General features: G+C 70.1%; 2 protein-coding genes. Both read left to right on the forward strand.

Features of this window, described 5'->3' with window-relative positions; all coding sequences use genetic code 11:
• Positions 1–95 precede the first annotated feature (95 nt).
• Positions 96–11210 carry a non-ribosomal peptide synthetase gene (locus GDJ08_RS17780; protein ID WP_153165398.1) on the forward strand — a complete coding sequence of 3705 codons (11115 nt, stop codon included), beginning with the start codon at positions 96–98 and terminating at the stop codon, positions 11208–11210.
• Positions 11207–14229, forward strand: a 3023-nt coding sequence (locus tag GDJ08_RS17785) for a non-ribosomal peptide synthetase (protein WP_153165399.1), incomplete at its 3' end; no start/stop codon positions are given. The genes GDJ08_RS17780 and GDJ08_RS17785, both read left to right, overlap by 4 nt.

Raw genomic sequence — 14229 nt, forward strand, 5'->3', positions numbered from 1 at the left:
TCCGCGGCCATGCGCCGCGGAAGGACTGACAAGGCAGGACGCGCGCGGCATGGGGCAGGCGCGGGCCATGCCGGCAAACGGACGCAGGATCAACGATGAACAGGACGTACATTGAGCAGTTGCGCGCGAAGGGCCTGGAACTGGCCGCGCATGGGGATCAACTGCGGATCAGCGCGGCAAAGGGGGTCATCACGCCCGCGCTGGCCAGCGAGCTGAAGGAACGCAAGGCGCAGATCCTGCAGGCGCTTGCGGAAGAACAGGCCGCGCCGATTCCGTTGTCGTTCCAGCAGCAGCGTCTGTGGTTCCTCGATGAGCTGGGCGGGCAGGACGGCACCTACAACATCTCCACCGCGTTCCGCATCCACGGTCGCATGGACGTGCCCACCTTCCAAAGCGCATTCGCCACCCTGGTGGCGCGCCACGAAGCCTTGCGCACGCGTATCGAGGTGGTCGACGGCGAGGCCGCGCAGATCATCGATCCGGGTCCCGGTTGCGGCCTGGCGGTCCATGCCGCGCCGACGCCGGTGGACGAGCGCGACGCACGCGTCGCCGCGCTGTACCAGCAGCAGGACCAGGTGCGCTTCGCGCTGCGCCAGGGCCCGCTGCACCGTTTCGAACTGCATCGGTTCGCCGAGGACGACCACCTCCTGTTGACCAACGTCCACCACCTGGTGTTCGACGGCTGGTCATCGGCGGTGATGGTCCGCGAACTGGCCGCGCTGTACACGGCCGGCCTGGAGCAGCGCCCCCTCGCACTGCCGCCTCCGGCGCGGCAGTACCGCGACTTTGCGCGTTGGCAGCGTCGCCAGCTGCAGAGCGGGCAGTGGGATGCCCAACTGGCGTATTGGACCCAGGCCCTTGAGGGCATGCCGCCGCTGCTCGATCTTCCGCTAGATCGTCCCCGCCCGCTGCAGCGCAGCTCGCGCGGTGCGACCTGTCCGATCCGCTTCGGGGCGGACCTGAGCCAGCGGCTCGCCGCATTCAGCAGTCGCAGCGGCTACAGCCCGTACATGATCGTGCTGGCCGCACTGACCGCCGTACTCGGTCGCCTGTCCAGCCAGGACGACGTGGCGGTGGGCACGATGATCGCCAATCGCAACCACGGCGAGTTCGAGCATACGCTGGGCTTCTTCGCCAACACCCTGGTGCTGCGCACGCGGATTCCCGCCGCGACCACGTTCGCCGATCACCTGGCCGCGACGCGCCGCACCGTGCTTGATGCCTTCGAGCACCAGGATGCACCGTTCGAGCGCATCCTGGACAGCCTGCAGGTGGAGCGCACGCCGGCGTATACCCCGCTGTTCCAGACGATGTTCGTCTGGCAGGGAGCGGTTACCGCTTCTCTCGACCTGCCCGGGCTGCGTTTCGAGGACATCTATCGCGACAGCGGACAGGCGAAGTTCGATCTGACCTTCACGCTCGTGGAGGAGCGTGAGGGGATCAGCGGCGGGTTGCAGTACAACACCGACCTGTTCGACGCCAGCACCGCCGATCGCATGGTGGCGTGCCTGCAGCATGTGCTCGGCCAGGCGATCGATGCGCCGTCGACGGTGCTGGAACAGATCCCGTTGACGCCGGCACCGGCAGCCCTCCGGCCCGTGGCATCGCCCGCGCCGGCAGTGGAAGAGGGGGATATCGCGAGCCGGTTCGAGGCCATGTGCGATGCACATCCCGGCGCGATCGCGATCACCTGCGGCGATGAGAGCATCGCCTACGCGGACCTCGATGCGCGTGCCAATGCGGTGGCGGCGCTGCTTGCCGGGCACGGAATCGGGCGTGGCGATCGCGTCGCGCTGTTCATCGACCGCTCGGTCGATCTGATCGTGGCAATGCTGGCCGTGTGCAAGGCCGGGGCCTGCTATGTTCCGGTCGATCCCAACGGGCCGATCGAGCGCCTGCGGCATATTCTTCGTGATGCCGCCGTGGCCGCCAGCCTGGTGGGTGCCACCGAGCAGGCGCAGTACGCGCGCGTCAATGACGGCAACCCGCTCGCGCCCCGGGTGCTGGACATGGCGGCCAGCCACGGCGCCTCCCGCCGCGAGCGTCCGCGGGTCGCGCTGCGTGCTCAGGACCCGGCCTATGTGATCTACACCTCCGGCTCGACGGGACTGCCAAAAGGCAGCGTGATTCCGCACGGCAACGTGCTGCGCCTGTTCGACGCGACCGCACCCTGGTTCGGTTTCGGGCCGGACGATGCCTGGACGCTGTTCCATTCCAGTGCGTTCGATTTCTCGGTGTGGGAGATCTGGGGAGCCCTGCTGCATGGCGGCCGCCTGGTCATCGTCCCGTACCTTGTCAGCCGCGATCCACACGCATTCCATGCCTTGCTGGTCGATCAGCAGATCACGGTCCTCAATCAGACACCGTCGGCCTTCCTGCAGCTTGCCGAAGCCGATGATGCCGCTGGCGAGGCGCAGCGGCAGGCGCTGGCGCTGCGCTGGGTGGTGTTCGGCGGCGAGGCGCTCACGCTGCCTGCGCTGGCGCCGTGGTTTGCCCGGCGTCATGGCGCGGGGCCGCGCCTGGTCAACATGTACGGCATCACCGAGACGACGGTGCACGTGACCTACCGGGAGATTGTCCAGGACGATACCCGTCAGCCGCGCAGTCTGATCGGTGACCCGATCCCCGACCTCAGCCTGCACCTGCTGGATGCCGACCTGCAGCCGGTACCGACCGGCGTGCTCGGCGAACTGCATGTCGGCGGCGCAGGCCTCGCGCAGTGCTACCTCGGCCAGCCGGCCCTGACCGCGCAGCGCTTCGTGCCCGATCCGTTCGGTGCAGGCGGCGCACGCCTGTACCGCACCGGTGATCTGGCCCGCATCGGCAACGACGGGCAGCTGGAGTACGTGGGGAGACGCGACGCGCAGGTCAAGCTGCGTGGCTTCCGGATCGAGCTGGGCGAGGTGGAACATGCCGTGGCGGCGCTGCCCGGCGTCGCCAACGCACTGGTGCAGCTGCGCGACGTGTCCGACATCGGCAAGCGTCTGGTCGCCTACATCGTGCCGGATCCGGCGGTCGCGCTGCAGGACGCGTCCGCGTTGCGCGAGGCGTTGCTGGCCCGCCTGCCCGAGCACATGGTGCCGACGGTATTCATGCCGCTCGCGCGGTTCCCGCTCACCGCCAATGGCAAGATCGACGTGGCGATGCTGCCACCTCCGGCACTCGCCGTGGCGGATCGACGTGGCGCGGCCGCGCCGCGCGACGCCGCCGAGGCCGCGTTGCTGGCCGTCTGGCAGACGGCACTGGGTCGTGACGACATCGGCGTGGACGACAACTACTTTGCTCTCGGCGGCGATTCGATCCGCAGCATCCGCCTCATCGCGCAGGCCCGGGCCAGGGGCATCACCTTCAGTGTGGCGCAGTTGTTCGCGGCGCAGACCGTGGCGGCCCTGGCCCGGCTGGCCACGTTCGATGCATCTGCCGGCCCGCTGACGCTGACGCCGACGCTGGCTGCATTCGCGCTGCTGGAGGCCGATGAGCGCGTGGCACTGCCGGGCGACGTCGTCGATGCGTACCCGCTTGCCGCACTGCAGGCCGGCATGATCCACCATTCGCTGCTCGACCCGGGACAGGGCCACTACCACAACGTTTCCAGCCTGGCAGTGCGCGGTTGTCCAATGGACGCGGCGACCTTCCAGGCGGCGCTGGCGGCCGTCGCCTCGCGGCATCCCATCCTGCGCACCTCCTTCAGCATGGACGGCACCGGCCGTCCGCTGCAGCGGGTGCACGCCGATGTCGGGGTGGCCTTCGACTGCATCGATCTGCGTGGATCGAGTGCGGCAGCGCAGGCGGAGGCCATCGACGCGCTGATCGCGGCGCAGAAGCAGACGCCGTTCGACCTGGAGCAGGCACCGCTGTACCGGATCTTCATCCAGCTCACGGCCCCGGACGCGTTCCAGATCACCTGGGTGGACCATCACGCCATTCTGGATGGGTGGAGCGTGGCCTCGTTCTTTACCGAGCTGTTCGACACCTACTTCCGCTTGCGCGGCGGCGCGCCCGTCGCATCGACGCCGCTGCACAGCCAGTACCGCGATTTCGTGGCGGCCGAGGGTGCTGCCCTGGCAGACCCGCACACGCGCGCATACTGGGCCGGCGTGCTGGACAGCGCCCCGTTCCTGGCGCTGCCACGCACCGCCGGTGCGGGCGACACTGCCGCCACCGGCGGGTTCCGTTGCGAGGTCGCCTTGCCCGACGGTCACGCCGATCGGCTGCGTGCGCTGGCGCGCGACGCCGGCGTGCCCCTGCGGACCGTGCTGCTGGCCGTGCACATGAAAGTGCTGTCGATGCTGGGAACGCAGCAGGACGTGGTCAGTGGCGTGGTGTCCAATGGCCGCCTCGAGCACGAGGATGGCGATCGCTGCCTGGGACTGTTCCTCAACACCCTTCCGCTGCGGATGTCGCTGCCGGGTGGCGCGAGCTGGCGTCAGCTGCTGGCCGGAACCTTCGCTGCCGAGCAGGGATTGCTGGCCAACCGGCGTTTCCCGTTGTCCGAACTGCAGCGGATGAACAGGGGGGAGCCGTTGTTCGAGGTCGCCTTCAATTTCATCAGCTTCCACGTGCTGCGCCAGATGGACGATGCCCTGCCGCAGGGGTTCGAGGTGGAGCAGCGTGAACAGTTCCAGCGCAACAGCTTCGCGCTGATGTGCGGGTTCCGCGAGGACCCCGGAAGCGGCGTGGTGGGGCTGGACCTGCAGTTCGATCCGCACCGTCTGTCACGTCTGGATGTGGAGCGCGCGGGCCGCTGTTACCGGGCCGTGCTCGAGGCCATGCTGGCGTGTCCGGGGCAGGCCCACGACGCGGCGGCGTGGCTGGACCCGATGGACCGCGATTGGCTGCAGGGCGTGGCCGAGGTCGGCACGCTGCCGGCGGCCCCGGTATCGGTGGACGTGCGCGTGCAGCGCCAGGCCCGGCTCACGCCGGCGGTGGTCGCCATCGAAGCGGCAGGCGTGCAGGTGTCGTACGGGCAGTTGGACGCGGCCGTGTCGCACCTGGCCCGCCAGCTCCGTGAGCGCGGCATCGGCGACGGTGACCGGGTTGCGGTGTGCATGCAGCGCGACGTCGGCCTGGTGATCGCGTTGCTGGCCATCCTGCGGACCGGTGCAGCCTACGTCCCGATGGATCCGGGCTACCCGATCGAGCGGTTGCAGTACATCGCCCGTGACGCAGCGCCGGCCCTCCTGCTGGCAACGCCCGGCACGGATGCGGCGCTGGCGGCGTGCGTGCCGGCGGTCATGGACGTGACGGCAACCGGGCTTCTGGCGCACGCCGCCACCGATATGCCGGCCATGACGCGCCACGCTGCCGGGCTCAACCATCTGATCTATACGTCCGGTTCCACCGGCGTGCCGAAGGGCGTCGCCATTACGCGCGGGGCGACGGCGGCCATGCTGGACTGGGCCGTGCAGACCTTCACGGCGACGGGGCTGCAGCGCACCCTCGCCAGCACGTCGATCTGCTTCGACCTGTCGGTGTTCGAGCTGTTCGCGCCGCTGTCCTGCGGCGGCTGCGTGGTGCTGGTGGACACCATCCTGGACCTCGTTCATACCGATGTCGGTGCATTGACCCTGGTCAACACCGTGCCGTCGGCGCTCGGTGCGATCCTGGAGGCGGGACGTCTGCCGCGCGTGGATATCATCAACGTCGCCGGCGAGCCGCTGCCGCGTCCGCTGGTCGACAAGGCCTACGCCCATCCCGGCGTGCAGGCCGTGTTCAATCTGTATGGTCCTTCCGAGGACACCACCTATTCCACCGCCGCCCGCGTGCCGGCGGGCACGGGCTGCAAGCCCAGCATCGGCGTACCGCTTCCGGGCACGCAGGCGCATGTGCTCGACAGCGCGCTGAACAGCGTCCCGCCGGGCGCCATCGGCGAGCTCTACCTGAGCGGGGCCGGGCTTGCGCGCGGGTATCACGACCGCGCGGCGATGACCGCCGAGCGTTTCCTGCCCTGTCCGGCGGGCGCAGGAGCGGGTGGGCGCATGTACCGCACCGGCGACATCGTCCGGTTCCTGCCCTCGGGCGAACTGGAGTACCTGGGGCGCAGCGATCACCAGGTCAAGCTGCGCGGGTTCCGGATCGAGCTGGGCGAGATCGAGCACGCACTGGCGATGCTGCCCGGGGTCCAGGCAAGCGCGGTCCTGGCCGACGACCCGGCGGATGCACAGCGTCGGCTCGTGGCGTATGCGCAGGTGGACGGCGACGGCGTGTCCGAAGCCAGCCTGCTGGCAGCATTGCGCGCCCGGTTGCCGGAATTCATGGTGCCGTCGCGCGTGGTGCTGCTGCCGGCCCTGCCGATGACGCCGAACGGCAAGATCGACCGCAAGGCGTTGCCTGCCCTCGGCGTGGCGAGCGGGGAGGCGGCTGCGGCGACTGCGGTGGCGCCGCCGCGGCCGGGCACCGAAGCACTGATCGCCGAGGTGTGGAGCGGGGTGCTGGGCTGCGCGGTGGACGACCGCCATGCCGGGTTCTATGCGCTGGGAGGCGACTCCATTCTGGGTATCCAGGTGGTCGCCCGCATGCGGCGGCTGGGTTACGACCTCACGCCCCGCCTGCTGTTCGAACGCCAGACGCCTGCGGCCTTGGCAGCGTGCATCCGTCGGACCGACACGCAGGCGATGCACTGCGAGCAGGGGCCGGTCACCGGCACGGTGGAGGTCTCGCCGGTGCAGCACTGGTTTGTCGATCAGGCCCTGGCGCATTGGCAGCACTGGAATCAGGCGGTCGTGTTCGACGTGCGGCCCGACCTCGACGCCGCACGGCTGCGCCGGGCGCTTGGCCTGGTGATGGCACACCACGACATGCTGCGGGCCAGCCTGGTACCCGACGGTGACGCAACGCGGCAATGGATCGGGACGGCCGACAGCGAGCCTGTCCTCGAGGAGGTGGTCATCGATCCCCCGGGCAGTCCGCAGGGGGATGCGCAGTGGCTGGCAACGGCGGACGCGCTCCAGGCCTCGCTGCAGCCGGCCCAGGGCCGGGTCATGGCCGGCGCATGGGTCCACTGCGATGGCGGGCCTGCCCGTCTGCTGCTGGTGGCGCACCATCTTGTCGTGGACGCCGTGTCCTGGCGCGTGCTGATCGAAGACCTCGAAACCGCCTGCGCCGCCGTGGCACAGGGCAGTTCGGCCGTGTTCCCGGCAAAAACCACCGCGTACCCCTACTGGACCCAACGGTTGCTGGGCGACCTGCGTGCGGGACGCTGGAACGCCGAACGCAGCTACTGGCAGTCGGTGCTGGACACCGCCGCGCCTGCGCTGCCCCGGCAGCGGGACGGCGTCAATGACGTCCGCTCGGCGCGCAACATCAGCGTGGCGCTGGATGCCGGGGAAACCGAGCGGCTGCTGCGTACGGTGCCGGCCGCGTATCAGACCGAAATCAACGACGTCCTGCTGCTCGCGCTTGCCCACGCACTTCGTGCGTGGACCGGCCAGCACAGCATCGCGCTGACCCTGGAAGGGCACGGCCGTGAGGACCTGTTCGACGACGTCGACCTGTCCCGCACCGTCGGATGGTTCACCTCGATGTATCCGGTCAGCCTGGTGCTGGAGCACGGCGCCGACCTGGCGGCCGACCTCAAGGCAGTGAAGGAACAGCTGCGGCGCATTCCCGGCAAGGGCATCGGGTTCGGGATGCTGCGCCACCCCGCCGCAGGCGCGGAACGTCTGCCGCGCTCCGGGGCACATGCCGACATCGGGTTCAACTACCTGGGCCAGTTCGACGCCGGTACACCCGGCAGCGCGGACCGCTGGCTGCGTCCGGCAGACGCGCCGACCGGCGCGCTGCATGCGCCGGGACAGGACCGCGCGCACCTGCTGGACATCACCGCAGCCGTCACCGGTCGACGCTTCGGAGTGAACTGGACGTACTCGGAGAACATCCACGACCGTGCGGCCATCGAGGCGCTGGCCGATGCCTTCATGGTCAGCCTGCGCGCGATCATCGCGCATTGCAGCAGCCCCGGACGCTGGGGCCGGACGCCCTCGGACTACCCGCTGGCAGGGCTCGATCAGGTCACCCTGGACGGCGTGCTGGAGGCGTACCCCGACGGGGTGGAGGACATCTACCCGGCCACGCCGCTGCAGCAGGGCCTGATCCACCATTCCCTGCTTGATCCGGACGGGGGGACCTACCTGATCCAGATGGATTTCAGCCTGCCGGACGCGCTGGATGTCGACCGGCTGGTGGCGGCCTGGCAGCGGGTGCTGGCCGGGCACGCGATCCTGCGCACCGCGTTCGTGCAGCTTGCCGACAGCCGCCTGCTGCAGGTGGTCCAGCCCGCCCCGGCGCTGCCCGTGCAGCGGTTGGACTGGCGCGCCCGGCAGAACGATGCGGAGGCCGCGTGGCAACAACTGCAGGCACGCGACCGCGCCGTCGGTTTCGACTTCGCGGTGGCGCCGCTGCTGCGCCTGCATATCGCGCAGATGCCCGATCACGCACATCGCCTCCTGCTGACCTACCATCACGCGCTGTTGGACGGGTGGTCCATTCCGCTGCTGCTGGAGCGGGTGCACGCCGCGTACGCGCGTGCGGCGGATGGCCAGGCCAACGCTGTGCCGGAAATGCCCGGCAGGCCGTTCCGCGACTACGTCCAGTGGCTTGCCGAGCGACCGGTGGAGACGGCGGAGCGCTACTGGCGCGACCACCTGGACGGCTTCAGCCAGGCAACGACCATCCTGCAGGGCGCCGCCAGCGAAGGGCTGGGCAGCGCGTGCCAGCGTCTGGTCGTATCGCCGGCGCTGCATGCGGCGATCGACGCGCTGGCGCGCCGCCAGGGCACGACCCAGAGCAGCGTGCTGCAACTGGCCTGGGCGCGGGTGGTGTCCCGCTACAGCGGCCGCCACGACGTGGTGTTCGGTGTCACCGGTGCCGGGCGACCGCCGGAGATGGCCGATATCGAAGCGTCCGTGGGCGTGTTCATCAACACCGTTCCCGCGCGGTTCCGGCTGGCGGCGAACGCGCGCGTCGGCGACCTGCTGCGCGAGTGCCACGCGCAGCAGGTGCAGCGCGACGAACATGCGTTCCTGCCGCTGTCGCGCATCCAGGCCCTGTCGGACATCCGCGCGGATACGCCGCTGTTCGAGTCACTGCTGGTCTTCGAGAACTATCCGGTGGCCAACGGCGATGGCGATGCCGACCCGACGTCGGACAGCCTGCAGGCATCGCTGCTCGGCTCGCAGGAGCGCTCCAACTATCCGCTGAGCCTGTGTATCGTGCCGACGGCCGATAGTCTGGTCGTCAACCTCAACCATGACCTTGCCCGCTACCCGGTCAGCCAGGCACGCGCCATGCTCCAGCACTTCGAGCAGGCACTGCAGGGCATCGTCGATCACGTCGATGCGCCGCTGGGTCGCCTGCCGACCCTGCTGGCCGACCAGGCAGCCGCGCTCCGCCAATGGAGCGCGGCTGCGTCGGCAGCGCTGCCGACGCGTTCGCTGCTGCAGCAGCATGCCGACATCGTCGCCCGGCATGGTGGGCGGACCGCCGTGGTCGACGCGGAGGGCAGCATCGACCACGCTGCGCTGGATGCGCGCGCGTCGGACTGGTGCGGCTACCTGCTCGGTGCGGGTGTACGACCCGGCGATATCGTGGGCGTCCACCTGCCACGCGGGCGCGAGCTGGTCGCGGTCATGCTCGGTCTGTTCAAGGCAGGGGCGGTGTATCTGCCGCTGGACCCCGCCCAGCCGGCCGAACGCCTGCGCTGGATCCTGCAGGACGCCGCGCCGGGTTGGGTGGTGTGTCCGTCGGCCGAGGCCGGTGCCGCGGTGCTGGCCGGGCAGGCGGTACTGACCCCCGACGGCCTGACCGGCATCAGCCGTGCCGGCGGGGCGGCCGGATGCGCGGCGCCGTCGCTCGATGCGCCGGCCTACATCATCTACACCTCCGGTTCGACCGGGCACCCGAAGGGCTCGCTGTCGACCCATCGCGGCCTGGGCAACGTGGCGGCGAGCCAGGCGCGCGCGTTCGAACTGGGCGTGGAGGACCGTCTGCTGCAGTTCGCGGCATCCGGTTTTGATGCGTCGTTGTGGGAGATCGCCATCGCGCTGTCCTGCGGCGGCGAACTGCACGTCGTGGACGATACCGGCAAGCAGCTCGGCGACGGATTCGACCGGTTCCTGCAGCGGGCCCGCCCGACCTGGGCAACGCTGCCGCCGTCCGTCCTGCGGCACCTGCAGCCGGACCAGTTCCCCCACCTCAGAACGCTGGTCTCGGCCGGTGAAGCGTGCGATGCGGACATCGTGCGGCGCTGGTCGGCGGGGCGGCAGTTCCACAACGCCTACGGTCCCAGCGAGGCCAGCATATGCGCCACGCGTACCGCCGTTCGCGACGCTGCGGTATCGCCCGGTATCGGCTACCCCATCGAAGGGACGTACGCCCGGGTGCTCGACGCCAACCTCGATGACGTCGTGCCGGGTGTTGTCGGTGAACTGTGGGTGGGGGGCATCGGGCTTGGCCAGGGCTATCTGGGCCGGCCGGACCTGACCGCGGCCGCCTTCCGCCCTGATCCGGCGGCCACCGTCCCCGGGGCACGCCTGTACCGTACCGGCGACCTGGCCCGGCATCGCGCCGACGGCTGCCTGACCTTCCTCGGCCGCATCGACCACCAGGTCAAGATCCGTGGATTCCGTGTCGAAACCGGCGAAGTCGAGGCGGCCCTGTTGTCTCTTGACGCCGTGCTGGATGCGGCCGTGCTGGTCGCCGTGGACGGGCAGGGCACGCCGTGCCTGCACGCCTGCATTGCGACCGGGTCCACCGATACGCCCGCGTCGCTGCGCGACCGTCTGCGCCAGGCGCTTCGCAGCACGCTGCCCGATTACATGGTGCCGGCCCGTTTCAGCTTCCTCGCCCAGCTCCCCCTGACCGTCAATGGCAAGGTGGATCGGGTCGCGCTGGCTGCGCTGGAGCCCGCCGTTGCCGACGCGCCATCCGGCGCGCTGGCGTCGGACACCGAACGCACCCTGGCCCGGATCTGGTCGGCCGTGATCGGCGGCAGCGTTGGCCGCGACAGCGACTTCTTCGACATCGGCGGCAACTCGCTGTCTGCCATGCAGGTCATCCGGGACGTGCGAGATGCGCTCTGGCAGGGCGCCCGCATCGAGGACCTCTACCGCAATCCGCGCCTGTCCGACCTGGCGCGCCACATCGATACGCTGCAGTGGCTCACGGCGGACGCGACCGCCCCGTCGGAAGCCACGTTCGAGGACCTGCTATGACGATCATCCCGAGCCTGCTGGAGCAGCTCCGCCAGCTGGATGCGCGGCTCACCGTGCAGGACGGCAACCTGCGCATCCAGTCCCCGCGCGGCCCGTTGCCGCCGGTGCTGCGCGAGCAGCTGGTCGCGCACAAGCAGGAACTGATCGTTGCCCTTGGCGGTGGCGGCAGCGCGGCCGGGGACGCAGACACGGGTGCGGCCATCGTGCCGGTGGATCGCTCCGGGCCGGTGCCGCTGTCGTTCGCCCAGCAGCGGCTGTGGACGCTGGACCAGCTGGGTGCGGACGGGGCGACGTACGCGATCCACATGGGCCTGCGGTTGTACGGGGCCGTCGACATCGCGGCGATGGGATCGGCGCTGGATACCCTGGTCCACCGCCACGACATCCTGCGCAGTCGCTACGTTGCCATCGATGGCCAGCCGATGCAGGTGGTCGATGCGTCCGCTGGCTGCCCGTTCGACGCCATCGCGATCGACGCGGCGGACCTGGATGCCCGTCTCGCGCAGCATGCCGCGCTGCCGTTCGACCTTGCCGCCGGCCCGCTGTTCTCGGCCGTGCTGTTCACCTTGGGCGCGCAGGAACACGTACTGTCGCTGCGCATGCATCACATCGTCGCCGATGGCTGGTCGGCGGGCATTCTCCTGCGCGAACTCACCCACGCGTATCACGCGCATGCGGCCGCGACGCCGCCGGTGCTGCCGGTGCTTCCCGTCCAGTACGGCGACTTCGCGGTGTGGCAGCGCGGGCAGGTCGATGCCGCGCGGTTGGCCGCCCAGCTGGACTACTGGCGCGGTCATCTTGCCGGTGCGCCGGACGGGCTGGATCTGCCGACCGACGGCCAACGCGGCCCGCTGCAGACCTATGCGGGCGACCTGTGCGCGCATCCGCTTCCCGCCGCGCTGGGGCCGGCGGTGATCCAGCTGGCGCGGTCCCACGGGTGTACGCCGTATGTGGTGCTGATCGCTGCCTTCGCGGTCCTGCTGGCGCGGCTGGCGCGGCAGGACGACGTTGTGATCGGAGTGCCCCTGGCGGGTCGCGAGCGGCGTGAACTGTCGGGATTGGTCGGTTACTTCGTCAATACCCAGGCGCTGCGCTTCGCGCTGGACATGCGCGAACCGTTCGAGGCCGTGCTGCGCCGCGCCGTCCGCACCGTGGCCGATGCGCAGGCCAACCAGGATGTCCCCTTTGAACAGGTTGTGGACGCGCTCCAGGTGAGCCGGAGGCCGGGCCAGACGCCGCTGTTCCAGGTCATGTTCGACCTGGAAGCCGGCGCCGATCCGGCCGAGCCCCCGCCCGGGGACACGGCACTGCGCGTGGAGCCGGTGCGCAGCCCGCACACGGTGGCCAAGTTCGACCTGACGTTGAACATGGTCCAGCGTGGCAGCGCGTTCTCCGCGCAGCTGGAATACAACACCGACCTGTTCCAGGCGAACACCATCGCCGGATGGGTCCAGGCATTCGACACCCTGCTGGAGGCGGCCGTCGCGGCGCCAACCACCGCGCTGGTGGATCTGCCGCTGCAGTCGCCCGCGGGGGTGGCGCAGCGCGTGCAGGCCAGCGAGGGGCCGCGGCGCCTGCTGCAGGGCGACGTGGTCGCCCGCTTCCGCGCGCGCGCAGCGGCATGCCCCGATGCGGTGGCGCTGGACGGTCCGGCGGGCCAGTGGACCTACGCCGAGCTGGAGCGCCGCAGCGCGCACCTTGCCACCCGCCTCGCCGCCGCGGGCCTGGCGCCGGGTGCCTGCATCGCCCTGAGCTTCCAGCGCAGCCTCGAACAGGTCGCGGCGGCACTGGCCGTGCTGCGCGCAGGCCTGTGCTATGTCCCGCTGGACCCGGCCCTGCCGGCGGAGCGCGCGGCGTTCGTCGTCGAGGACAGTGGGTCTGTCCTGCTTCTGACCCACGCCGGGCTGCACCCGGATGCGCGGCTGCCGACGTGGCGGCTGGACGGACCCTGGTGGGAAGGCGCGGCGGCGGGCGCAGCCATCGACCTTCCGCTGCATCCGTTGCAGTCGGCCTATGTCATCTACACGTCCGGTTCGACGGGGCGGCCCAAGGGCGTGCGGATCGGGCATCACGCACTGCTCAACCATGCCGAGGCGATGGCGGCGCTGTTCGAGCTCTCGCCACAGGACAGGGCGCTGCAGTTCAGCACCTTCAGTTTCGATATGGCCGTGGAAGAAATCTTCCCGACCTTGCTGGCCGGCGCGACCCTGGTTCTGTACGACGACCGGATGGGCCTGGACGTGGAGGCCTTCGAAGGCTATCTGTCGCGCGAGCGGATCACCATTGCCAATCTGCCGACCGCGTACTGGCACCTGTGGACCCATGCACTGCACGGTGCCGGTGCCGCGCCGCCGGCACTTCGGCTGGTGATCGTCGGTGGCGAAGCGCCGGCCTTCGAGTGCCTGCAGCGCTGGCGTCGGTGTCGCCCGTCGGTGCGGTGGCTGAACACCTACGGGCCGACCGAAACCACGGTATCGGCGAGCTGGTGGGAAGGCAGTTCCAGCGATCTGGATCTGCTGCACAGCCGGATCCTGCCGATCGGCGTGGCGCTGCCCAACAGCGCGCTTCGGGTACTCGATGCAGCGCTGCAGCCGGTCCTTCCCGGCACGCTGGGCGAGCTGCATGTCAGCGGCGTCAACCTCGCGCTCGGTTACGTGGGCCAGCCGGCCCTGACGGCGCTGGCCTTCGTGCCGGATCCGCATGCCGGCGAACCGGGCGCGCGCATGTACCGCACCGGCGACCTGGTGCGTTACGGCGCCGACGGACAGCTGGACTACGTGGGCCGCGCCGACCACCAGGTCAAGGTGCGCGGCTTCCGCATCGAGCTGGGCGAGGTCGAGATCGGCCTGCGTGGTTGTGCCGGCGTACGCGATGCGGTGGTGGTGGCACGGCCCGATGCGGCCGGTGGCTATCGCCTGGATGGGTATGTGGCCGGTGACGCCGTGCAGGCCGAGGCGCTGCGCGAGCAGCTGGCCACGCGACTGCCGGCGTACATGGTGCCGGCCCGGCTGTGCGTGCT

The organism is Stenotrophomonas nematodicola (assembly GCF_009467805.1).
GTDB lineage: Bacteria > Pseudomonadota > Gammaproteobacteria > Xanthomonadales > Xanthomonadaceae > Stenotrophomonas > Stenotrophomonas nematodicola.

What these genes read in the sequence shown, in the direction of transcription:
- GDJ08_RS17780 (WP_153165398.1), top strand. Translation starts at nt 96, where the DNA reads ATGAACAGGACGTACATTGAGCAGTTGCGCGCGAAGGGCCTGGAACTG.